Here is a 20,248-nt window from a genome sequence, read left to right on the forward strand (position 1 = left end):
TATCTGCTATTTTGTAAAGTGTGCCGTGATCCTGTTTCTACTAATTAATGCCGCCGATTTTTATACAGTTGATTTTACACTGTCATTTTATGACAAGTTGTAGGCAAAATAAAAAGAAACTATCGAAAATACGATAGCTTATTGTATACTTTATCCTTTTGGTCCTGGTTGACTCCAATGTATCGCAAGGTTATATGAATGTCTGCATGGTTAAAAATATCCATCAGCATAGCTGCATCTTTCGTAGACTGATATACATGATATCCGAATGTCTTCCGCAGCGTATGTGTTCCGATCTTTTCGATTCCGAATTTCTTACCCGCATCTGATAATATGTTGTATGCCTGCTGTCGCGTGATTGGTTTATTCTCATGCGGATTCTTAAAGAGAAACTCATAATCATCTTTACCGATTATGTACTGCTCCAGAGCTTTCTTTAAGTCCCGATTGATTGGAAAACGCTTTTCTTTTCCAGTCTTCTTTTCTCTCAGAACAATATCGCTCTTATTTTTGACGTCACGTACCCGGAACTTAAGAATATCTGATATTCGTAACCCTGAGTAAATACCGAAAAGAAACATAACATAATTACGCTCACTGTCTTTTTTCAAGTATTCTGCAATGTCAATGACTGTCTCCTTATCGCGTATAGGTTCAACCGTATTCATCCGCTCACCTGTCTTCTCCTTTATGGCATAAGAAAAGGCCCCCGTCTCCGGAAGCCCTGATTTGATTAATACCATTATAACACACTCTCTTAAAAATTTTTCCATCTGTTTTCCATAACCTATGATTCTATTTTCCGGAATATTTCAGGATGTGAATTCTCAAATGCCACAAGTGCCTCTCCGTGCATATTAATAACATATTTATAACAATATCCCATATCGCACGCCATTTTAGTAAAATCTTTCTCCTTTCGTACATATCGACGATAAAGAATTTCTATAAACAGTCCGTCTTTAAGATCATGAATTTGATCGATCAGCTTGTTTTGCAACTCCATATAGTCAATAATTTTGTTTTCTATTTCTTCTTCCAATGATACCACCCGTAATGCCTGAGATTCTGTCCTTCTTCCATCTCCTCCGCTAAAAGAAGTCTGTACTTTTCCCACTTCTGAATCATTAGATATTGTTACTATTCCGCGATTTCTCTTTGCTTCTGCCAGTTGTTGTTTCTTATGCTTTACTTTCTTTTCCAACTCTTCTAACTGGCTTAAATATTCTTTTGCTGTTATCGCCATTCTTTTCCCGTCTCCTTATCTTTCAAAATAATTTTACCTATAATATCAAATCCTGCCAGGCTTGCCACCATTCTTAATGCATTCATTACGTCCTTTACTGGCTTCGGCGTCCGATCTGCTTCTTTGATTGCCTGATATGCTGTCGGGTCCGGGTACCCTTCTCTATTTTTAAAAGTCATATTGTTGTTCTTCCTTTATGTAAAATTTTTAATCTTGTTTTATCCCACTCTTCGCAGAATTCTTTTGTTGCATTTTTAGTCATGCACTCATCATCTGCCGGAACAATACTATATCTGCGCTTTAACCTATACCCTCCAGATGCCGCTGTATAAATGCACTTGATCGTAGTTCCTATAATTCTTGCTGCTTCATCAGCGCTTAATTTTCCTATAAGCTTTTCCCCGTCATAAATATCATACATTCTTCCACGCATATTCTTCTCCTTAACTCACATATTTTCTATGTGCTTCTTTTGCTTTACTTCGACTATAGTTCCCGTAATTATCTTTCGTCGTGTTTAGATTATTGTGTCCTACTAAATCTGCTACTAAAGTAAGAGGAACATCTTTTTCCAATAGTTCTGTGACAAATTGCCGGCGCCATTTGTGTGGATTAATTGCAATCCCATTAAGTCGCTTATCCATCTCGCTGAGACTCTTCAGCATTACCCGCACTGCATCATCGGTCATTCTTTTATGTGGTGCGCGGCTCCCTACAAATAATGCAGGATTATCGTCAATGCGGCTTTCAAGGTACTCTTTCAAATGTACCGCAGCTTCACCGTTAAAATATACTGGCCTTTCCTTCCGACCTTTTCCGTATACAATACATTGTCGGCCATGCATATCTATATCATCACGGTTAAGTGCTACCATCTCGGATATACGAACCCCAGTCCTGTGAAGAAAATCAACTATAGCAATATCGCGGAGACTGTGCTCTTTAGCAACATCTTTCACAATCGTGATCTGTTCATCTGTAAAGACTTCTTTAACTCGGTGCTCAACCTTATTATCTTTAATTTTAAGCATCGGATTTTTTGTAATGTACTCTTCCTCCGTAAGCCATTTGAAAAGTCCACGTAACATACGAGTCTTATTATTAATTGTCTGATCCGTATTATGCCTTACCAGTTTGCAATGTGCTAGATATCCACGTATATCTCCCGTGGTAATCTCGTTCAGTGATTTGTTCACAGAAGTAAAAACTGCTTATATTCCTGTTTATAGGTTTCTACGGTCTTTTCCGTGCAGCCGCGAACAAGCATGGAAGCCAAAAACAGCCTTACCCATTCAGATGTATTATCTACCTGAGTAGACAATCCGGTCTCTTCCCGATATATCTGCATATTATGAAGGGCCATATAAAGAACTGCTTTCGCATCATTAAGCCGTGTCTGCTCTGCTATTACATTTGTAAGTCCGTACATAATGTTGGTTACAACTTCGTCTAAATTAACCTGTTCTGCCATGATATTATCCTCCTTCTCAGACTGGAAAATTATTCCTCTTGCTTTTCTCTGCCTGAGCTGGTTATAATATACTCAAGCAGTTATTATTGAGCGGTGGTAAGCATCTTCCCGGGTGTCCACCGCGTTTTTCTATTTTCGCACATACGTTCTTTACTTTCGTTTTTTATTGCCGGGAAATAAATCCCGGCTTATTTTATTTAATTATTCTTCTTACTTCTTCTTTTGCGGCATAATACGCATGGTTATATACTGCCGTAAATCCCTCCAGCGGTTCCAACTCATCTACCTTATCTCGTATTTCAGCCAGACGCATTCTCAGATACTCATTTTCTGTTCTTAGCGCCTCCACCTCTTTCATGTATCTCGTGCAGTCTTTCATCTGGATCATCTCACCTTTTTATAAACAATTTCGCCTAATCGGTTTGTGTGGTGGCCGAATTTCCCGTTCTTCTCTTAATAATTCAAGTTCCTTTTCCAAACGTTTCTTTTCAGTTATCGACTTCACAATACTTAATATATACAAAACTATAACTGTTACACAAATAATCAAGCATAAAACTATCTGTTCGTTCATATCTTGCTCTTCCTTTAAATTTCGATTTAGTGTATAAAGTTACGTATCACTACACACTAAAAACATTTCAAGCGCTTTGCGGATCACCCAGGATATAGAGCGTTCCTCGCGCTGGCAATAGGCCATCAGCCGTCTAAACTGATCCGGCTCCATGCTTATATCCTGCCGTATGTATTTCTCTCCTTCTGCTTTCTTCTGTCTTGCCATGGCGGCCGCTCCTTTCTCTGTGTATTACTCCACAAACTATTCTTTATCTCGATTTTGCCGATTAACCCACATCAGATTCGATATAGACGATAATTCCCTTTTTCCAATCGAGAGAATCCACCTTTTTCTCCGCTTCCTCGTCGCTTAGATTAGCCACTTCCCAAGCGGTAGATATGTCCTCGAAAATTTCATTCCAATCGTCCTTATCTCGAATATATACTTTTTCTTCACCTTCATAGATTTCGCCGATTTCCACATTTCCGAATCGAGAGAGCCAATAGCCGCAGTCATCGGCTACGCAATCATATGATACCATCGGGATTACTGGCAGTTCTGGATTATCTGCTACCATTTCAAGTAACTTCCGTCGATTAACATATGATTTGCAATCATCTTCACTTTCGGATTCATACAGCGTATTACATCCGCTTAATTTTCCGTCTTTGTCCCAGATTCCGGCCCAACTCATGGGCCTAACATAATATGTACCTCTGTCTGTTTCACCGATAATAAGTTGTTCCATTTCTAATCCTCCTCTACCATTTTGTTGACGTCGCCAAAATGGTCTTACATGGCTACTCGCGCACGGCCTATGTTGCCGCCGTTTTCGCCATTGCAACGAATTAAGCCTGCTCAGAAACAGCGTCTTTTGCTTCTGCCTCTGTCAGATAAAATTCGTCGTCCGTATAGCCACTGGCACATGACTCCGAATCTGGATCATAGATCATATAGCAAACCGATCCATCTTCTAAGATTTCAACAGACTGCACTTTTGTTTTGTAATACTCATATCCCCAGATTGCAAAGACTTCTTTTCCCGGTAATGCCTTTATGTATATATACATTTCATGCCTCTCTTTCTTTTATACAAATGTCGCTTCCGGCTCTTTTTCCGGCTCAATATAGCTGCTGTCCCATTCCTCATCAATCACTATCGTGGTTCCTGCCCGTTCTAGCCTGAGAAGAAGGACCTCGAAATCAGACAGTCTTCGCAATGATGAAATTTTGATGTCACTTGAAATACTTATAGAATATGGGTGCTCTTTTCCATAATCGCTTATGTATTTTGAAACCTGAATCTGTATATTAAGATCTTTATCGTAATCGTTTTCAAATGTAATTTTCGCTCTCTGTAAACAACTCCATTCCGGTTTTTCTTCTTCCTCGAACCTCATTTCGCAATCTACTGGCGCATAATACACCCCATCGTCATGACATACCTCTAGCCCGTCAACTTCAATGTCCTTATTGCACTGCTTTATCCACGCTTTAAACAAGTCAGTGACTTTGATTTCTTTCTGTTCCGGTTCCAGCATAAGCCCTTTGAAATTCTCCAAAATACGCTTTTCGGCCATGCAGCCATCAGAATTCACTATTTCTGTAAGTACTGTATCCAGTTTAGGGAGGAATTCTGTAAAATCATACTTTTCGATGTACGGAACCATAACCTCCGTAATTTTATTTTTAAGCGCCCTTTCGGCGTCTCCCCAGCGGAAAGCCTCCCCTACTGCGTTTTTAAAAGCTTCTTTGAATTTTTCCTTTACTATTTCCTGTACTTCTTCTTCGGTTAAAACTTCCTGTGCAATCTTTAATAATTCATCTTTCATATCTTCTCTCCTTTAAATTTCCTGTTATGCCACGCGGTTATTTCGTCAAGATAAAACGTTTCCCCACACTTCGGGCAATAGGGAATCATTCCTGCTCTGGTTTCCCGCTCCAGATTTTTTATGACTACCAGATGTGGCTTATATGCTGCTATCTCACGCCTCTGCTCAAGCAATGCCTCTACCTGGTCGCCTAACCGCTCATAATGTTTTGCCATACTGTACAAAGCTTCAAAGGGTTCTACAATAGCATCGCAGTCCTCGCACTGTACAATTTTATTTACATAATCAATCTCATAGTGTGGATTACTGCACTCACATAGTTTTCTTTTCCCGTATTCCACCTTAAGCACATCAATGCGCTTAATTTTCTCCGGTAGATTCTCCATCTTCTTTTTCCTCTAAATGATCGATTAGTGAACTATAGTTCACCTATCTTTACAGTAACATGAAGCGCTTTGAATACTTTATCTGCACTTTCTACACTCATACTTTTTGTACCATTTTCCCAGTAAGCAATCGCTCTTTTGGTTACTCCGGCCATGTCAGCAAGCTTCTGCTGTGACAATTTCTGTTTTCTTCTTTCACTTTGCAAAACTTTTCCTAAATTTATCATTGACTTTATTTATCCCCTTCTGCTATACTATATATTGTGGTGAACGTCCGTTCGTCATACCACAGGGAGGTACGAGATTATGAAAGGAGGTACGCGTATGGGTAAAACAATAAGAGTTCGTATTAACTCTACTGCCAGAACTACAAGTTCTGGAAATATCCAGGTTCGCACTACTGTGAATAACGGTCACAGTACCAGAACAACCACCAAGACTATTCGTGTGAAATAGTCCTTTGGCTACCCTGATATCCCCTTATCAGGGTAGCTTTTTTCATTCCTCCGTGTTTCATTTTTTTAACTTGATGAAATATCAGTTTAACTGATTTTTTAAATATTCTAAATTGCTACTCTGGTTATAGAAAAATCCATATCTGCATAGATTAAAAGAAACATAACAATCACATCCTTCGGTTCCCTGGTTGAATCCATTAAAATCTGCACCAACATAGAAACCACACAAAATAGTTGCTCCGACTATTTCACCATCATTATTTCTGAACCACCGCTTATCATAAACTGTATACTCATCACCAAATACAATTTTTAAAGCCGCTTCCAGTTCTTGCATATTTCTTTTTCCCTTGTAATATTCAAATTCCCAGTCGTCCTCACCATGATAACTCCAGCGAGGATGTCGAAAATAATTACTCAGAATTTCTTTTCTTTTATTAAATTCGGACGAAACCATAAGTCTCCTTTCTCTGCAAAATATTAATTCTCAGATTAATCAATATTTTTAAATTCGATGGGAATCCACATATTCGGATTGTAATTAAGCGTATATTTGTATTTAGAAACACCAACATTTTCCAAGTCGATCACTGTATAAGTGACGTTATCTGCTAATCCAAAAATCCCCTTCTTATATGCGCCATCATCTTCAATGACAATTTCGAGTTGGTTATCTGCATTATCTTTCGTGATTGATATTTTTCCAGTCAATTGGAACAATACATCTCCTTGTATGCAGTTAATTACCGTTACTTGCCTCACGATATTAAAATTATCAGCCTCTAATGCTAAATTTGAGGAGACCCTATTCGCTTCACTGCAACCTCCGATAGTCAATACCATCATCATTGTTATAATCATTACTGCTACTTTTATTGTTTTCTTCATTTTCCTTATCCTCCACAATGTTAATTTTTACAAAAGCGGTTTTCTGATTTTACACCCTCATCTGACCGCAAACAGGAGAGAAACCAGGCTCAATACGTCCCTTATGTTTTTACAGTGCGTTCGGTTGCACTAAATGCTAAGATACCTGTCTCTCAAGCCATTCCAAAGAGTCCGCTACCTGATCCGATCGATACGCTACAACGTCCAGATCGTCCCGATATAGTTTTGCATCTACTCGGGCCAGAAAACACGCAAGTTCTTCATCTGTCATTGCTCTTATTCGATCTGCATTTCTCATGGTATCCTCCTTCTGGAAATTTTAATATGCATGGTTTTGCGCCTTGCACTGGCGGGAGTCGAACCCGTCAGTTCGGGGACTTGAACCCTTCTGCACCATGCTGGACGCCCGGCGCCCATTAAATGCTAATTCTGTTTACCAGCTAAAACGTCTATCTCTTTCGGCATCAAGCCACGCTATAATCTCATGGCTAGTCATTTCTTTTAGGGTCTGTTTAAACAATCTGCATTCCTCGCGCGGGTGATTGTCATATGTCAGCAGCATAATTGTGTCTGCTATTAGCCTTTCACAAAAAAATACTCTCTATTAGTTACCGCTGCTGGTGAATAACCTCCACAAAATCCAGACATTTTTCCCATACTACAGCAATCATTATTCTTGATACAGTTATTACAATTTGCCATTTGAGTTCCTTTCTCCTATAATCCCGGAAATTTTAAGTTTCTGATTCAATAAAAGCATCGTAGTCTTCTCCGAAGTCTGCTACAAGTACTAAATACGAATCATCGCTTTCTCTCCAACGTCTCACCCATTCAGATCTTCCTTTTTCAAATAATTCTGATGTTTTCCAACCTAATTTTGAACAATCACCCATTACAACAAATGAAAACTCACCATTTATAGGACTTGATAATACTGGGCTTGCCATGCATTCAGATACTTTATAATTTGTATCCGGATCATCTTCTGTTATAAGTTTCTGAAAATGTTCTATAGCGTCCTTTCTCATCATTTCGATAATATTCCGATTGAAATGATGAACTATTACCATTCGATTTCTTATTGTACCCATGTTATTCCTCTTTTCTTAATACTTAATTTTCCTCTATCGAATCCACACAATTGTTAGGCTTCCAATTCAGACCACAAAGTTCCGCCATATCGATCAGTCCTTTTTCCCGATCATATGCTTTTGCTTTCGCCATTTCGATATCATTCTCCAACATCGAATCGCTAATCACTTTCATATGATGTAAGGCCGCAATCATTCTCATTGGCTGCACCCGTTTTTCTTTTATTATCTTCCAGATCCCCTGTCTAGTATATCCCATGGCTGCCGCAAAACTATTTATATTCATATCGAACTCTTTAGCAAGTTTTTTTAAGTCTGCCATTTTACATATCACCATCTTTCCGTATGCTCTGTTTACTTTTGGCTATTTATTTGCAAACTGTTCATTCACTAAATATTAATTTTCATGGTATCCGCTCTGCTCACATGTATCCGCATATTCGCAGTAGTCGCACTCACCGCTACATCCTTTAATTTTTGGTTTCATACACGGAGCCATTAAGACCTGCTTTACTGGCAGTCCGTAAAATCTTCCATCTTCTGCTCTGCATATCAGTTCGCCATTCTCTTTCCGGCTTCCCTTACATGCAGAGCAGAAATTTTTATATCCTAAGATGTCACACAATGCTATCACCCTCCTAAATTATTAAGTTTCCGGGTTATTTTCTCGGTTTATACAATTATATACAGTTAATTTAACGTATATCAATTGTATAATCAACTCAAATTTAATGTATCTTCATTACTTCTTACTATTTTTTGACCTATGGCACCAGTTATATTCTGCCGTCGGTACCAGAAAATCCTCCAACACCTGCCGCGGCTCTTCCAACATGCAGTAGTAGTCTCCCTCTGCAATGTATACGCACTCGTCGCAATCCTCGCAGTTAATCGGCTTCTTCATCTTCAAAATCTCCTTTCCATGAGATTTCCAACCCCGGCACCGTTACACACCGCGGCTGCCCTGGCACCATCTTGATGATCCCATCGTCCGCCATCTGCTTAAGATGCAGGTGTACACTGCTCTTGCTCTCCAGCCCTACACCTTCCCCGATTTCCCGTATTGAGGGCGGCCAGCCGTGGGCTATGGTGTACTGGACTATGTAATCTCTAATCTGCTTATGACGCTCTTTCATAGTTTTCTCCCTATACCATTAACCTCTTTGATTTTAAAAAGCCACATATTTCTACTGCGGATTTTCTTCCTACGTTGCGCAATTTCATAATTGCTTCTTCAGGAGCCATACCTTTTTGTTTTTTTATATAGTTACCAATCTCGTAAGGCGTTGTTAATTTATTTCTCATAAGTGCATTTCTGCTTCTTATCGATAGATCATCAAACTCTGTAACGTTGGTAACATATTCCCGTTGCATCACGTCCGGCATACAGACCATTGATAACGTCGTTCTTACTCCAGCTAACGCTGAATTTCTAAGCTGATGTATTCTTTGTCTGCTTAACTCTAAATCCGCTGCAATTTCTGTCGGGCTTTTTTTATCTCTGTAATACATCAAAATAACTTCTTTTTCCCGTTCGGTCATGAATTCTGATTCTTCTATTGCTGCCCACTCTTCTGTATTGCTAAAAGCATCAGAAATAAGTTTTATAAATTCCTCTCCCATCTTCTCCTCCTATTCCAGATATCTAATCTTTTTTAATTGTGGATCAATATATCTATCTTCGAATCGTTGGAGTGAAACAAGTACCTTCTGTGAAAAGTTCGATTCTTCCTTATGTATCCTGATTTCTACCCCATTATCAAGAGCCATTAATGCCAGCCGATTCAAATCTTCGGTATCAAATTCCTCCAGAGGAATACATATACTCCCTGGTATATCCACTGCCTCCCGAAGACTTTCATTAATGCTTCTTAATCCCATTTTCATTTTCAATCTCCCTCTTATGCTCATCGTAATATGTCTCTGCCGCTTCTATTGCCGGAAGGCAGCTTACCCAACCGCAGGAGTGGTAAGCCCTTGCCTGACAAAACCGGCAGACGTTATGTTCCACCCACTCACGTTTATCCATTTTGGACGCTCCTAGAATTTATACTCATAGAAATCAGTGTCCTCAATATACCAGTCGTCATCAAACCGATATATCCGGATGTTATCAACCTGCTCATCGGTGATATTATCCCAGCCTGGCACATTTCGGAGCATAGTCCTAATATACTTCCGACGTTCTGCTATCTGCTCATCACTCATATCCTTTCCCAGGCGCCTTTCAACACCTACCCGGTACCAGGCGAGTACCCTTGCAACATCTTCATTCATTGCTTCTCTCCTTCATCGGCAAGGCAGCTTTTGTGACTATTTCTGATTGCTCCAATTTCAGGCGTTCCGGCATCTTATGAATTTCTAATGACCGCCTATATTCTGCCTCATATGCGCCGCGGAACTGTGCTTTCAGCGTGTTCACCTGCTCATATGGGGACTGACATATATTCTGCCAGCCTATATTTTCTACGGCTCTTCTGACTGGATCGCTAAAGTTATCGAGAGCGGCCGCCTCATTCATGTACCCATACCGTCTGATTGCTTTATTGACTTCTCCCCATGCCTCATCTGCATCGGGAATTCTATTTTCCATTAGGTCCGCTGCATATGTACGCAATTCCGATATTGTTGGTGGAAACTTATTTGACAGTGCATATTTTTTAAGTGCCGCCATTGCCGCAGGAAACGGAATATCTCCCAGTAACTCATACCACCAATCTAATTGCTCTTTTGTTGACAGTATGTAGTCTTTCGGGAAAGCCGTTTTTATTCTGTCGGCAAATACTGCAAATTCTTTCACGTTCATAAATCCTCTCCTTTCGACACAGCCCAGTCATACATCATTCCTCGGCTCGCTTCCTGCTTTTCAGTCGCTGCCGATTGAGGATAGGGCTTATGTTTTGCTGATTCCTGCCTCTGCCAATTTCTGACTGCGGCTTTCCAGTCCTTCATTTTATTTTTTCCGACATACCAGTTTTTTGAAATGTAAAAATCTACGAAATGATTTGCATCAACGTATCTGTAATCATTCTCGCGGCAATATTCAATCACATTCTCCACGGAAGGAGGAACGAAACGAGAGTTTTCTTTAGGTACGTTAGTACCTTTCTTTTTTTCTTTTTCATTCTCATCTTCATTATCATTTACATTAACATCTACATTATCATTCTCATTTACATTATCATTATCAGCTTTTTTTGCTTCGGTTTGCTTTTCGGAAAAACCATTTGCTTTTTTTGCTTTTTCATCAGAACCATTTGCTTTTGGTCTTCCTCCCTGCTTCCCTGCTTCTCGCCTCTTTTCTATAGTTTCCTGATACTTGCTTCGGTCTCGATCCATTTGCGAACGTATAAAACAAAATGCCATCATTGTTACACCGTCCATATTTGGAAGCTCTGTATTACTGGCATAAGCCATTATGGCTGTGAATAAATCGCCACGCTGCTCACGTGAAAGCATGGATACCTGTTCCATATAGTCTGTATACATTACAAAGCTGTTTTTCATGGTTTTTAACCACCTTCCACATCACTCCTATAAAATTTCCTTGATATTTTCTGCGACACCTCTTATAATTAAGGTGTCAATATACTTTTTAGTTACTTGATTCCCTGGCTGTGTCCGCAGCCGGGGTTTCGTCTTTTTTTGAAAGGTTTTCTAATTCCTGGAATAACTTTGCGAGGTCAGCCGAACTGTAAATACGTGGATTGATCTCTGCTTCCCGTCCAAACCTGCCAAGTAAATAGCTTATTGATCGTCGTGCCTCCATATACGGCTTGTCCAACGAGTCAATGACTTTTTCGATATCTCCTTTTCTCATTCCATCACCTCATTGCCAGACATAATATAATGGATTCCAGCGCCGCGATCACCCCGCCGCCTGCTTTTCCTGGCTTTTCTTCCACTCTTCAAATTCCTTCATATTTTCAGGAACCTCAAAGTAAGCTTTGATAATTTCGCCAAGTGATCTTGCCATTGGGTTTGTAGCGCTTTCCGGTATCCGTTCTATATTCACTTTAATCATTGTTATCACATCCTTTCATGCTCCATATATTGCCATTTAGTTACAGATCTCCTATAATCTAAGTACAGGCCATGCAGGGCCAAGTACAAATGTGGAGGCTAACTATGGATAAACTTCAGGAGCATATCGTTCAGAATTGGCTTACATATTACAAGCAATAACGAAATTACTGAAACAAATAATGGAAAGCTGGGGTACCTGGACATAAAGTCAAGTTTATATCCCGGATTTTCTTTTTTGAAGTTTCGTCGTTGCTCTTTAGATAGTGGTCTTTCAGGTACTATAACTATTCTGTGTTTCATCTCTATTCTCACCTCCTCGATTATCAACGTGCACCAGTCAGTTTATTTTCTGCATAAGAAAATCTCTTACGGTTTGAACCTGTCCATCGAAACGGCACTGTAATGTTTCTGGGAGCTCATCCCAATGATCTGCAATATAGCGTAATTGCTCAAGACGTTTTTGCTCCTTAGTTTCTGGTACTCCTCTATGATCTTTCATGTAGCTTCACCCCTTTCTTGTTGTTGTTAGCACCATTATAAGTCTTGTCAGCACTCTTGTCAATACTTTTTTTGTTGTTGTTAGCACTTTTTGTTGACGTTAGCACATTTTTGTATTATAATAAAAGACAGAAGAGAGGTGGTGTGAAAATGAAAGACAGAATAAAACAATTAAGAAAAGCGTTAGAATTAACCCAACAAGAATTTGCTGATAGAATAGGAATAAAGAGAAACTCGTTTGCCAATTATGAAACAGGACGCAATACGCCTATAGATGCAATAATTGTTTCCATGTGTAGAGAATTTAATGTTAATGAGGAATGGTTACGAACCGGTACTGGTGAGATGTTTAACGAATTAGATGCTACAGACATAGCATTTAATCATTTTGGATATGTAATGGGAAAAGGAACAGCACAAAAAAAAGCGGTGTTATCCGCTTTGGTTGAAATGGTTTATAGTGTGCCTGATGATAAGTGGGATTATATTTTTAATCAGTTCGAAGGCTGCTTAAAAGAAGCCAGGGGAAGCAATGAATCTAGGGAGGATTAGAATTTCCTCCCCAATACCCCCATTGCTAACTGATATATGCGTCTAGCAGAAATATTATCAAGTGTATCTACTAATTCATGTAACATTTTTTTATAGTCCATAAGAATCATAAATATGTACCTCCCTTTCCGAGAACATCTGCCGTATGTATGTACTATACATATATTATAGCATATAGCCATTAAATTTGTGCATTTTATGCAAAATAATATGTGGAAAAATCTGGCAATTGCCATTATTTTCCAATTAGTTGCAAATAAATCGCAAATATTCAAAGTGCCATGTATCAAACACTCGGGAAAGGAAGCATGATACATTGTGGGACAACGCAATCGAACATTTGTTCCTTTTATTCTATAAAAATTATATAACTATTAAGGCTAAAAATCAACCCCAAAAAGAACATTCGTTCTATTAATAAATTATTTAGGAGGGAAATATAATGTCATATTATAGTGCTTATGATGTGAGTAAAAAAAGTCATTTTAAAACAGGAGTTCTCTGCCTAATTGGAGGCATAATAGGCATGCATCGGTTTTACATGGAAAAAGTATGGACAGGCCTTGCCATGGCTGCAATGTTAGTTGTAGGACTATGCCTCGTTCCAATTAATCTGACATGGGCTGGTATTGCATTTGGTGCTGATTTTTTGATGTTAGGTGTAGACTTCTTTTGCATTTGTCAAAACTTTGTGGAAGATGCAGATGGAAAAAAAATATCTCCAGATAATTTGAACAAGGATAAGGAACCTCTTTTTAATATGCTCTTAATGATAACATTTTCGGTATATAGCACTTTGTTATGTTACATATCTTATTATTTATTTATATTAACAGTGGTATTTACAGTTATTGCACTTATCTTTTTGATTATGGAGTTGAAATATATTGAAAATAACTGATTACATAAAGCCCCCTGTGCTGGTAACACAGAGGGCAAAAAGTGACATACCGGCAAGATGCCGATACGATATAAAAGTGCACTTCTATTGTATCATTTCGCGACTTGTCTGTAAAGAAATACACAACATTTAAAGGAGGAAATGATACAGTGAACGCAGTAATATACGCACGCTACAGCGCCGGACCCGGCCAGAATGAACAATCCATCGAAGGGCAGTTAAGAGACTGCCGTGACTATGCCAAAAAGAACGATATCACCATCATAGATACTTACATAGACCGCCATATATCAGGTACAGACTTTGAAAACCGCACCGAGTTCAACCGGCTTATTAAGGACTGCGAGCGCCATCAGTTTTCTGCTGTGATTGTATGGAAAGTGGATCGCTTTGGCAGGAACCGCGAGGAGATCGCCATGAACAAAGTCAAAATGAAAAAACATGGCGTGAAGCTGCTCTATGCGAAAGAGCATATTCCGGATGGCCCTGAGGGGATTATACTAGAATCACTGCTGGAAGGCATGGCTGAATATTACTCTGCGGAATTGTCGCAAAAGGTTAGACGTGGGCTGAGAGAGTCCATGCTTAAAGGACACGCACTGGGAGGTAATCCGATGCTTGGATATAAGATAATTAATAAGAAATATGTTGTAGATCCAGTAACATCTCCTATCGTTGTTGAGATTTTTGAGCGGTATGCTGCCGGAGAGACAGCAAAGGCCATAGCTACCGACCTTAATACCCGTGGTGTAGTTAATGCCAAGGGAGATCCCTTTAAAAATAATACCATATACTTTATTCTGCGGAATGAAAAATATATAGGTATATACCGTTACGGCGATATTGTTGTTAATGATGTGATACACCCCATTATAAATATGGAGTTGTGGGGGAAAGTCCAAATGATACTTGAAATGAATTCCCGCAACCGATCTAGGAGCCGATGCACTGCTCCGGAGGAGTTCCTTCTCACTGGAAAGATTTTTTGCGAATATTGCAAGCGGCCGATCATCGGGGAATCTGGGACAAGCCGGAATGGAGCAAGCCACTATTACTATAAGTGCTCTTCCAGGAAAAACAAGGGAGTAAAATGTGCAAAATCTACATTCCGTAAAACTGATCTGGAGAATTTTATTGTCTCTCAGACTATTGATAACGTGCTTCATCCGGATACCATTGATTATCTGGCTAAAAAGGTTGTCGAAATTCAGAACTCGGATGCACAGGAATTACAGATGCAGTCACTCAGAAAGCAGCTCTCAGACGTACAGAAAGGCTTAAATAACCTTGTTAATGCTGTAGAGATGGGAATTATCACTGATACAACGAAAGAGCGTATGATGGCCTTAGAAGAGCGTAAGGAAGAACTCAAAATCTGTATCGCCAAGGCAGAAATCAAACGCCCGAAACTCACAGAGGAGATGGTAGAGTACTGGCTCAATAAATTTAGGGATCAGGACGTTGACAGCACAGAGTTTAAGATACGGCTGATTAATACCTTTGTCAACTCAATTTATCTTCACAATGACTATGCTATCATTGTGTATAACTTCTGTGATGATGAGAGCGGACATCGTGCGGAAATCAGAGCTCAGCTTGATGATGCGTTAAGAGCAAAAAAAGAGGATCAAACGTGTTCGTCTGATCCTACTCAAGTGCCGGCGACCGGAATCGAACCGGTACGGGCGATTAGGCCCGCAGGATTTTAAGTCCTGTGCGTCTGCCAGTTCCGCCACGCCGGCATATGGATGGTGGTGGATTCGAACCACCGAAGCAATTTGCAGCAGATTTACAGTCTGTCCCCTTTGGCCACTCGGGAAACCATCCAAAATGCTTTGACAAGCAGTGATTATTTTATCACAGAGAGCATAAAAAATCAAGCAGTTTTCATCGGCTGCGCGATTATTTTTTCATCCTCTTTCTTCCATTCGGACATCCCGCTCTGACTGGCCCGGCCTTTTTCGTCTCTGCCGGACCAGTTTAGAGCGTGTTTTAAAATTGCCCTGGTCTATACCCGGTCTGTCGCAAGCAGTATCGCGCTGTTAGCAGGCATAAAGACCGATACCTGACCGTCTGCGACCTCATAGCTGATTCTGCCCACATTGTATCCTGTCTCGTACGTCAGCATGTGGCGTACCAGCGTATCTCCGTCCGAAAGGCCCAGCTGCCATACCGGAAGCTGAACATCCCGCTCCGTCGCCCGGTTGTTGACGATCACGGCACAGACGCTGTCGCCGCAGAACCGGCCGTATGCGATCAGCTGCCTTCCTGCCAGCAGCTGCTTTAAGGAGCCGCGTCTCAAAGCGGCGATCCGGTGATGAAGCCCCGTCATATATTTATGAAATTCAATCAGTTCCAGATTCTCATTGCCCCACGGATACGTTCTCCGGTTATCGGGATCTGTCCAGCCGCAGACTCCGGCCTCATCGCCGTAGTAGATGGTCGGCGCTCCCGGCCAGGTCATCTGGATCAATACGGCCTCACGGAACACGCCGTAGTTCACACCCTCGGAAGCAGCCTTGGCCCCTTTCGTGCTGATCCGTCCCACCATTCGGTTCGTCCTCGTTAAGAAACGGGAGTGATCGTGGTTGGACAGTTCGTTCATGGCCACCATCATGGAATTCGTCATCATCCGGCTCATATGGTAATTCATGGAGCGGAAAAAGCTCTCCCCATCCCCGTAGAGATTGGGATTACTCTCATCACTGTGCTTCTCCATGCCTGTCAGAAACCAGGTTACAGGCTCCATAAACGCGTCATAGTTCATCACGGTGTCCCACTGGTCTCCTGCCAGCCAGCTGGAGGGGTCGCCGTAGTGCTCTGCCAGCACGATCGCCTTTGGGTTGGCCTCCTTCACCGCGTTCCGGAAATCCCGCCAGAACTGGTGGTTGTACTCGCTGCTGTGGCCTAAATCGGCGGCGACATCAAGTCTCCAGCCGTCCACGTTGTAAGGCGGAGAAACCCATTTACGGGCAATCTTCATGATGTATTCATACAGCTTCGGTGATTCCTCATAATTTAGCTTCGGCAGCGTGGAATGGCCCCACCAGCCGTCGTAGGAATCGTTGCAGGGCCATGCGTCATCCTTATAGAACTTAAAAAATGTATGGTACGGGCTGTCCTCCGAGACATACGCCCCAGCTTCATAGTCGCCGGACATCTGGTAAAGCAGTTCTCCGTCCAGCCATTTATTAAAGGATCCGCAGTGATTAAACACTCCGTCCAGGATGACCTTCATCCCCCGGCGGTGAACCTCAGCCACAAACCGTGCAAAAAACGCGTCACTGGCCTCCAAATTCTCCTTTGCCGTGCTTCTTATCATATACTTGGTCGCCTGGCGGTTATCGGCGGACCCGCTCTTCAGCGGCTCTCCGCCGTCCTTTACAATTACGCCGTAATGCGGATCAATATGGTCATAATCCTGGCAGTCATACTTGTGGTTGGATGGTGACACGAAAATCGGGTTGAAATAGATGACATCCACACCCAGATTCTGAATATAATCCAGCTTATCCCATACACCCTGCAGGTCACCGCCGTAGAAGCAGCCCACGTCCATCTGACTGGGATATTTGCTCCAATCCGACACATGCATGACATTCTGGTCTATATAAAAATACTCGTTATCTACGACATCGTTGGACGGATCGCCATTGCAGAACCGGTCCACGTAGATCTGATACATGATGGCGCCCTTGGCCCAGTCCGGGGTGCTAAATCCCGGAGCAATCCGGAAATGAAAACACTCCTGATTATCCATCGTCGCCCCCAGCCGGTTGTAGTAACAGGTCTCGCTGCCTTTTACCACCTTAAAGCTGTAGCTGAGTCTTTCCCTGCCGACTGTAATCTTATGTTCATAGTAATCAAATAAACCGTCGGAGTCTGACCTCTCCATAATGGCTTCGTTCCTGCTGCCATCTTCTATATAATATACATAATCCACATTATCCCTTGCGGTTCGGAAACGTAAGTATACGTCGTCTCCTTCTAAAGGCTCTGTGGGAAACCGGAAATTTTCTGTCTCGTCGGTAAATAACGCCTCTCTGTTTAACGCCTCTGCCTGGAAGCACATACGGTTATCCTTCCCTTTCTCATTTACTCCTGTATCTATTTTATCTGATCAGGCCTAAATATACAACCCCGTGGGCTCTTAGTTTCTTCATTTTTTCATGCCCAATCCCTCGTTTTCTTCCAACCTTTTCCGTATTCCCCGGGATCACTTTCCTGCTGAAATAAAAAACGGTCAGCGGGGGAGCTGACCGTTTTTTGGAGAAGGTATTTCGTTTCTTATGGGGTGTAGCAAAAACTATATAATGTATTGGGGGGGTTTACGATTAATAATATATCATGCTTTCAGAAATAAGTGTGCACAAACATCATTTTTTTCATTCCTATTTTTCCGTCATTTTTGATTCCCCCCCATTTTACAGACAAAAAAATGCAGGCACCCGGCGCCAATCTTAGGCATTTTACCGGGCATCTGCATATTGAATGACATAGCAGCTATGCTGCCATTAAATCTCTGCCGGGAACAGGCTTTCAAACTCCTGCTGGCCAATCTTCTCTTTCTCAATCAAAAGCTGGGAACAGGAATGAAGTACATCCTCATGCTTCATGATGATATCCTTCGCCTTGGTGTAGCAGTCATCGATGATGCGCTTCACTTCGCTGTCGATCGCATTGGCAACCTCGTTGCCGTAGCTCTTAGTGTGAGCCAGATCGCGGCCAATGAAGACCTCGTCGCCGTCATTGTCGTAATTAATCATACCGACCCGGTCAGACATACCGTACTGAGTCACCATGGAACGGGCCGTCGCTGTCGCCTGCTTAATATCCTGGGATGCGCCGGTGGTAATATCACCGAAGACCAGTTCTTCTGCGATTCTGCCGCCTAAATCCACCATGATATCCTGCAGCATCTTTCCCTTTGTGTTGAACATCCGGTCGCTCTCCGGCAAAGGCATGGTATAACCCGCCGCACTGATGCCTGTAGGGATGATGGAAATAGTATGGACTGGTCCTTCATCCGGAAGCAGATGGAACAGAATCGCATGGCCGGCCTCGTGGTAAGCGGTGATCTTCTTCTCCTTTTCGGAGATGACCTTGCTCTTCTTCTCCGCGCCAATTCCAACCTTTACAAATGCCTTGTTAATATCCGCCTGGTTGATAAACTTCTTGTCATCACGGGCTGCGTTGATGGCTGCCTCATTCATCAGATTCTCTAAATCAGCGCCTGTAAACCCTGATGTGGTCTGTGCCACACGCTTTAAGTCCACATCCTCTCCCAGAGGTTTTTCCTTGGAATGAACGATTAAGATTTCTTCTCTGCCCTTGACATCAGGCGTCCCCACTCCGACCTTCCGGTCAAACCGGCCCGGGCGCAGAATGGCCGGGTCTAAAATATCCACACGGTTGGTGGCCGCCATGACGATGATGCCTTCATTGACACCGAATCCATCCATCTCGACCAGCAGCTGGTTTAAGGTCTGCTCCCTCTCATCGTGGCCGCCTCCCATACCGGTACCTCTCCGGCGGGCAACGGCGTCGATCTCGTCGATAAAGATGATACAGGGGGCGTGTTTCTTGCCTTCTTCAAATAAATCGCGGACTCTCGATGCGCCGACACCGACGAACATCTCCACGAAATCGGAACCCGAAATGGAGAAGAACGGAACTCCCGCCTCCCCTGCCACCGCCTTTGCGAGCAGCGTCTTACCGGTTCCCGGAGGGCCCACAAGCAGAATGCCCTTGGGGATACGCGCTCCGACACTGGTGTATTTCTGTGGATTCTTTAAGAAGTCCACCACCTCGGCCAGTTCTTCCTTCTCTTCTTCTAGACCGGCGACCTTTCCAAAGTTGACCTTATTGGCGTCCTTGGCCAGATGCGCCCGGCTGCGGCCGAAATTCATCATCTTGGCGTTGGCGCCTCCCGATCCCGCTCTGGCGTTCATCAGCATGAACATGCCAACGAGAACCACGGCAGTCAGGATAATCGGAAGAACGATGGTCAGGAAATAATTCTCCTGGGGTACGTTCTCCGTGGTATAGACGATTCCGTTCCTGTCCAGCAGCTCCTGTGCTGCAATGACGTCCGGAACATTCACGACTTTGGCCTGTTCCGCCGATCCGTCGCTTATAATCAGCACGACCTGGCCGGTGGGCGTCTGCTGGTTCTGCTTGATAGTCGCTGCGACTACGCTGCCATCCTCGATGGCCTTCATATATTCCTGGTTACTGATCTTCTCATTCTGTCTCGGAAACATGCTTGCTACGATCAGCATGATCACGAGGATCAGAACGAGACCTAACCCTCTAAATGGTTGCTGTTGTTTCAACGGGCTGC

Annotated in this window: 33 protein-coding genes, 2 tRNA genes and 1 pseudogene; 3 read left to right on the top strand and 33 right to left on the bottom strand. The window is 42.2% G+C overall.

The features are described from left to right. Positions 1–119: 119 nt before the first annotated feature. From M1L66_RS32015 to M1L66_RS32155, 29 genes are all read right to left on the bottom strand, one after another. Positions 120–743, bottom strand: coding sequence for a site-specific integrase (locus M1L66_RS32015; protein ID WP_434689715.1), 624 nt, complete (start codon positions 741–743; stop codon positions 120–122). A 44-nt stretch (positions 744–787) separates the two neighbouring features. After that, positions 788–1,246, bottom strand: a complete 459-nt coding sequence (locus tag M1L66_RS32020; protein WP_434689717.1) for a hypothetical protein — start codon at positions 1,244–1,246, stop codon at positions 788–790. Next, positions 1,237–1,425: a hypothetical protein gene (locus M1L66_RS32025; protein ID WP_434689719.1), complete on the bottom strand. Its 189-nt coding sequence runs from the start codon at positions 1,423–1,425 to the stop codon at positions 1,237–1,239. Before M1L66_RS32025 ends, M1L66_RS32020 begins: the two co-directional genes overlap by 10 nt. After that, on the bottom strand, positions 1,422–1,679 hold the full coding sequence (locus M1L66_RS32030; protein WP_434689721.1) for a hypothetical protein: 258 nt from the start codon (positions 1,677–1,679) through the stop codon (positions 1,422–1,424). Before M1L66_RS32030 ends, M1L66_RS32025 begins: the two co-directional genes overlap by 4 nt. A 10-nt stretch (positions 1,680–1,689) precedes the next feature. Then, a complete protein-coding gene (locus M1L66_RS32035; protein WP_434689723.1) occupies positions 1,690–2,442 on the bottom strand; it encodes a tyrosine-type recombinase/integrase in 753 nt (250 codons plus the stop codon). After that, a complete protein-coding gene (locus M1L66_RS32040) occupies positions 2,439–2,717 on the bottom strand; it encodes a hypothetical protein (protein WP_434689725.1) in 279 nt (92 codons plus the stop codon). Before M1L66_RS32040 ends, M1L66_RS32035 begins: the two co-directional genes overlap by 4 nt. A 193-nt stretch (positions 2,718–2,910) precedes the next feature. Then, the gene (locus M1L66_RS32045; RefSeq protein ID WP_434689727.1) at positions 2,911–3,105 is read right to left on the bottom strand and encodes a hypothetical protein; all 195 of its coding nucleotides are present in this window, start codon (positions 3,103–3,105) and stop codon (positions 2,911–2,913) included. Positions 3,106–3,330: 225 nt separating this feature from the next. Continuing rightward, the gene (locus M1L66_RS32050) at positions 3,331–3,498 is read right to left on the bottom strand and encodes a ribbon-helix-helix protein, CopG family (RefSeq protein ID WP_434689728.1); all 168 of its coding nucleotides are present in this window, start codon (positions 3,496–3,498) and stop codon (positions 3,331–3,333) included. 61 nt (positions 3,499–3,559) lie between these two features. After that, positions 3,560–4,021, bottom strand: coding sequence for a hypothetical protein (locus tag M1L66_RS32055; RefSeq protein ID WP_055651908.1), 462 nt, complete (start codon positions 4,019–4,021; stop codon positions 3,560–3,562). A gap of 100 nt (positions 4,022–4,121) precedes the next feature. Continuing rightward, positions 4,122–4,343 carry a hypothetical protein gene (locus M1L66_RS32060; protein WP_434689730.1) on the bottom strand — a complete coding sequence of 74 codons (222 nt, stop codon included), beginning with the start codon at positions 4,341–4,343 and terminating at the stop codon, positions 4,122–4,124. 18 nt (positions 4,344–4,361) lie between these two features. After that, on the bottom strand, positions 4,362–5,105 hold the full coding sequence (locus M1L66_RS32065) for a hypothetical protein (RefSeq protein ID WP_434689732.1): 744 nt from the start codon (positions 5,103–5,105) through the stop codon (positions 4,362–4,364). After that, on the bottom strand, positions 5,102–5,491 hold the full coding sequence (locus tag M1L66_RS32070; protein ID WP_434689734.1) for a hypothetical protein: 390 nt from the start codon (positions 5,489–5,491) through the stop codon (positions 5,102–5,104). Before M1L66_RS32070 ends, M1L66_RS32065 begins: the two co-directional genes overlap by 4 nt. A 32-nt stretch (positions 5,492–5,523) precedes the next feature. Then, positions 5,524–5,718 (bottom strand): helix-turn-helix domain-containing protein, encoded by a 195-nt coding sequence (locus tag M1L66_RS32075; RefSeq protein WP_207749196.1) that lies wholly within the window; start codon positions 5,716–5,718, stop codon positions 5,524–5,526. Positions 5,719–6,028: 310 nt separating this feature from the next. Next, positions 6,029–6,406, bottom strand: a complete 378-nt coding sequence (locus tag M1L66_RS32080) for a hypothetical protein (protein WP_117630692.1) — start codon at positions 6,404–6,406, stop codon at positions 6,029–6,031. 35 nt (positions 6,407–6,441) lie between these two features. Continuing rightward, positions 6,442–6,837 (bottom strand): hypothetical protein, encoded by a 396-nt coding sequence (locus M1L66_RS32085; RefSeq protein ID WP_434689736.1) that lies wholly within the window; start codon positions 6,835–6,837, stop codon positions 6,442–6,444. A gap of 136 nt (positions 6,838–6,973) precedes the next feature. Further along, positions 6,974–7,135, bottom strand: coding sequence for a hypothetical protein (locus M1L66_RS32090; RefSeq protein ID WP_434689738.1), 162 nt, complete (start codon positions 7,133–7,135; stop codon positions 6,974–6,976). Positions 7,136–7,571: 436 nt separating this feature from the next. Continuing rightward, positions 7,572–7,928, bottom strand: coding sequence for a hypothetical protein (locus M1L66_RS32095; protein ID WP_434689740.1), 357 nt, complete (start codon positions 7,926–7,928; stop codon positions 7,572–7,574). Between the two features lie 22 nt (positions 7,929–7,950). Further along, complete coding sequence (locus M1L66_RS32100) at positions 7,951–8,250, bottom strand: hypothetical protein (protein WP_434689742.1); 300 nt, start codon at positions 8,248–8,250, stop codon at positions 7,951–7,953. A 420-nt stretch (positions 8,251–8,670) separates the two neighbouring features. After that, positions 8,671–8,832, bottom strand: coding sequence for a hypothetical protein (locus M1L66_RS32105; RefSeq protein ID WP_434689745.1), 162 nt, complete (start codon positions 8,830–8,832; stop codon positions 8,671–8,673). Further along, a complete protein-coding gene (locus M1L66_RS32110; protein ID WP_434689748.1) occupies positions 8,816–9,064 on the bottom strand; it encodes a hypothetical protein in 249 nt (82 codons plus the stop codon). The genes M1L66_RS32105 and M1L66_RS32110 overlap by 17 nt, the downstream gene beginning before the upstream one ends. A 10-nt stretch (positions 9,065–9,074) precedes the next feature. Continuing rightward, on the bottom strand, positions 9,075–9,551 hold the full coding sequence (locus M1L66_RS32115; RefSeq protein ID WP_434689750.1) for a sigma factor-like helix-turn-helix DNA-binding protein: 477 nt from the start codon (positions 9,549–9,551) through the stop codon (positions 9,075–9,077). A gap of 9 nt (positions 9,552–9,560) precedes the next feature. Continuing rightward, positions 9,561–9,815, bottom strand: a complete 255-nt coding sequence (locus tag M1L66_RS32120) for a hypothetical protein (protein ID WP_434689753.1) — start codon at positions 9,813–9,815, stop codon at positions 9,561–9,563. Beyond that, entirely contained in the window at positions 9,790–9,957 is a 168-nt protein-coding gene (locus tag M1L66_RS32125) for a hypothetical protein (protein WP_434689754.1), read from the bottom strand. The genes M1L66_RS32120 and M1L66_RS32125 overlap by 26 nt, the downstream gene beginning before the upstream one ends. A gap of 11 nt (positions 9,958–9,968) precedes the next feature. Next, positions 9,969–10,205 carry a hypothetical protein gene (locus M1L66_RS32130; protein WP_434689757.1) on the bottom strand — a complete coding sequence of 79 codons (237 nt, stop codon included), beginning with the start codon at positions 10,203–10,205 and terminating at the stop codon, positions 9,969–9,971. After that, positions 10,198–10,734, bottom strand: coding sequence for a replicative helicase loader/inhibitor (locus tag M1L66_RS32135; RefSeq protein ID WP_434689760.1), 537 nt, complete (start codon positions 10,732–10,734; stop codon positions 10,198–10,200). Before M1L66_RS32135 ends, M1L66_RS32130 begins: the two co-directional genes overlap by 8 nt. After that, entirely contained in the window at positions 10,731–11,435 is a 705-nt protein-coding gene (locus tag M1L66_RS32140) for a DUF6291 domain-containing protein (protein ID WP_434689762.1), read from the bottom strand. Before M1L66_RS32140 ends, M1L66_RS32135 begins: the two co-directional genes overlap by 4 nt. Positions 11,436–11,523: 88 nt before the next feature. Then, a complete protein-coding gene (locus tag M1L66_RS32145) occupies positions 11,524–11,748 on the bottom strand; it encodes a hypothetical protein (RefSeq protein WP_320954271.1) in 225 nt (74 codons plus the stop codon). 48 nt (positions 11,749–11,796) lie between these two features. After that, on the bottom strand, positions 11,797–11,952 hold the full coding sequence (locus M1L66_RS32150) for a hypothetical protein (protein ID WP_320954270.1): 156 nt from the start codon (positions 11,950–11,952) through the stop codon (positions 11,797–11,799). 339 nt (positions 11,953–12,291) lie between these two features. Then, a complete protein-coding gene (locus M1L66_RS32155) occupies positions 12,292–12,453 on the bottom strand; it encodes a hypothetical protein (protein ID WP_434689765.1) in 162 nt (53 codons plus the stop codon). Positions 12,454–12,602: 149 nt separating this feature from the next. Between M1L66_RS32155 and M1L66_RS32160 the strand changes: the two genes are divergently transcribed. From M1L66_RS32160 to M1L66_RS32170, 3 genes and pseudogenes are all read left to right on the top strand, one after another. After that, positions 12,603–13,004 (top strand): helix-turn-helix domain-containing protein, encoded by a 402-nt coding sequence (locus M1L66_RS32160; RefSeq protein WP_434689768.1) that lies wholly within the window; start codon positions 12,603–12,605, stop codon positions 13,002–13,004. A gap of 442 nt (positions 13,005–13,446) precedes the next feature. Beyond that, a complete protein-coding gene (locus M1L66_RS32165) occupies positions 13,447–13,905 on the top strand; it encodes an NINE protein (RefSeq protein WP_434689770.1) in 459 nt (152 codons plus the stop codon). Between the two features lie 149 nt (positions 13,906–14,054). Continuing rightward, positions 14,055–14,987: pseudogene (locus M1L66_RS32170) on the top strand (recombinase family protein); the annotation flags it as partial. A gap of 574 nt (positions 14,988–15,561) precedes the next feature. Here the strand turns inward: M1L66_RS32170 and M1L66_RS32175 are convergent. The 4 genes from M1L66_RS32175 to ftsH all read right to left on the bottom strand — a co-directional run bounded on the left by M1L66_RS32175 (position 15,562) and on the right by ftsH (position 20,240). Further along, a tRNA-Leu gene (locus M1L66_RS32175) sits at positions 15,562–15,647 on the bottom strand. A 3-nt stretch (positions 15,648–15,650) separates the two neighbouring features. Further along, positions 15,651–15,732: transfer RNA gene (locus M1L66_RS32180), tRNA-Tyr, on the bottom strand. Between the two features lie 181 nt (positions 15,733–15,913). Then, positions 15,914–17,977: a glycoside hydrolase family 13 protein gene (locus M1L66_RS32185; RefSeq protein ID WP_187023743.1), complete on the bottom strand. Its 2,064-nt coding sequence runs from the start codon at positions 17,975–17,977 to the stop codon at positions 15,914–15,916. A gap of 442 nt (positions 17,978–18,419) precedes the next feature. Then, complete coding sequence (gene ftsH / locus M1L66_RS32190; RefSeq protein WP_187023742.1) at positions 18,420–20,240, bottom strand: ATP-dependent zinc metalloprotease FtsH; 1,821 nt, start codon at positions 20,238–20,240, stop codon at positions 18,420–18,422. Between the last annotated feature and the right edge of the window lie 8 nt (positions 20,241–20,248).

The organism is Hungatella sp. SB206 (assembly GCF_051132295.1).
Lineage (GTDB): Bacteria > Bacillota > Clostridia > Lachnospirales > Lachnospiraceae > Hungatella > Hungatella effluvii.

Coding starts and splice junctions, on each gene's coding strand:
- M1L66_RS32055 (WP_055651908.1), bottom strand. CDS start 4,021: ATGGAACAACTTATTATCGGTGAAACAGACAGAGGTACATATTATGTT.
- M1L66_RS32015 (WP_434689715.1), bottom strand. CDS start 743: ATGGTATTAATCAAATCAGGGCTTCCGGAGACGGGGGCCTTTTCTTAT.
- M1L66_RS32090 (WP_434689738.1), bottom strand. CDS start 7,135: ATGAGAAATGCAGATCGAATAAGAGCAATGACAGATGAAGAACTTGCG.
- M1L66_RS32065 (WP_434689732.1), bottom strand. CDS start 5,105: ATGAAAGATGAATTATTAAAGATTGCACAGGAAGTTTTAACCGAAGAA.
- M1L66_RS32140 (WP_434689762.1), bottom strand. CDS start 11,435: ATGAAAAACAGCTTTGTAATGTATACAGACTATATGGAACAGGTATCC.
- M1L66_RS32105 (WP_434689745.1), bottom strand. CDS start 8,832: ATGAAGAAGCCGATTAACTGCGAGGATTGCGACGAGTGCGTATACATT.
- M1L66_RS32060 (WP_434689730.1), bottom strand. CDS start 4,343: ATGTATATATACATAAAGGCATTACCGGGAAAAGAAGTCTTTGCAATC.
- M1L66_RS32080 (WP_117630692.1), bottom strand. CDS start 6,406: ATGGTTTCGTCCGAATTTAATAAAAGAAAAGAAATTCTGAGTAATTAT.
- M1L66_RS32100 (WP_434689742.1), bottom strand. CDS start 8,250: ATGGCAGACTTAAAAAAACTTGCTAAAGAGTTCGATATGAATATAAAT.
- M1L66_RS32145 (WP_320954271.1), bottom strand. CDS start 11,748: ATGAGAAAAGGAGATATCGAAAAAGTCATTGACTCGTTGGACAAGCCG.
- M1L66_RS32110 (WP_434689748.1), bottom strand. CDS start 9,064: ATGAAAGAGCGTCATAAGCAGATTAGAGATTACATAGTCCAGTACACC.
- M1L66_RS32030 (WP_434689721.1), bottom strand. CDS start 1,679: ATGCGTGGAAGAATGTATGATATTTATGACGGGGAAAAGCTTATAGGA.
- M1L66_RS32040 (WP_434689725.1), bottom strand. CDS start 2,717: ATGGCAGAACAGGTTAATTTAGACGAAGTTGTAACCAACATTATGTAC.
- M1L66_RS32075 (WP_207749196.1), bottom strand. CDS start 5,718: ATGATAAATTTAGGAAAAGTTTTGCAAAGTGAAAGAAGAAAACAGAAA.
- M1L66_RS32050 (WP_434689728.1), bottom strand. CDS start 3,498: ATGGCAAGACAGAAGAAAGCAGAAGGAGAGAAATACATACGGCAGGAT.
- M1L66_RS32070 (WP_434689734.1), bottom strand. CDS start 5,491: ATGGAGAATCTACCGGAGAAAATTAAGCGCATTGATGTGCTTAAGGTG.
- M1L66_RS32115 (WP_434689750.1), bottom strand. CDS start 9,551: ATGGGAGAGGAATTTATAAAACTTATTTCTGATGCTTTTAGCAATACA.
- M1L66_RS32135 (WP_434689760.1), bottom strand. CDS start 10,734: ATGAACGTGAAAGAATTTGCAGTATTTGCCGACAGAATAAAAACGGCT.
- M1L66_RS32120 (WP_434689753.1), bottom strand. CDS start 9,815: ATGAAAATGGGATTAAGAAGCATTAATGAAAGTCTTCGGGAGGCAGTG.
- M1L66_RS32165 (WP_434689770.1), top strand. CDS start 13,447: ATGTCATATTATAGTGCTTATGATGTGAGTAAAAAAAGTCATTTTAAA.
- M1L66_RS32095 (WP_434689740.1), bottom strand. CDS start 7,928: ATGGGTACAATAAGAAATCGAATGGTAATAGTTCATCATTTCAATCGG.
- M1L66_RS32130 (WP_434689757.1), bottom strand. CDS start 10,205: ATGAATGAAGATGTTGCAAGGGTACTCGCCTGGTACCGGGTAGGTGTT.
- M1L66_RS32150 (WP_320954270.1), bottom strand. CDS start 11,952: ATGATTAAAGTGAATATAGAACGGATACCGGAAAGCGCTACAAACCCA.
- M1L66_RS32160 (WP_434689768.1), top strand. CDS start 12,603: ATGAAAGACAGAATAAAACAATTAAGAAAAGCGTTAGAATTAACCCAA.
- M1L66_RS32085 (WP_434689736.1), bottom strand. CDS start 6,837: ATGAAGAAAACAATAAAAGTAGCAGTAATGATTATAACAATGATGATG.
- M1L66_RS32045 (WP_434689727.1), bottom strand. CDS start 3,105: ATGATCCAGATGAAAGACTGCACGAGATACATGAAAGAGGTGGAGGCG.
- M1L66_RS32185 (WP_187023743.1), bottom strand. CDS start 17,977: ATGTGCTTCCAGGCAGAGGCGTTAAACAGAGAGGCGTTATTTACCGAC.
- M1L66_RS32125 (WP_434689754.1), bottom strand. CDS start 9,957: ATGGATAAACGTGAGTGGGTGGAACATAACGTCTGCCGGTTTTGTCAG.
- M1L66_RS32155 (WP_434689765.1), bottom strand. CDS start 12,453: ATGAAAGATCATAGAGGAGTACCAGAAACTAAGGAGCAAAAACGTCTT.
- M1L66_RS32020 (WP_434689717.1), bottom strand. CDS start 1,246: ATGGCGATAACAGCAAAAGAATATTTAAGCCAGTTAGAAGAGTTGGAA.
- M1L66_RS32025 (WP_434689719.1), bottom strand. CDS start 1,425: ATGACTTTTAAAAATAGAGAAGGGTACCCGGACCCGACAGCATATCAG.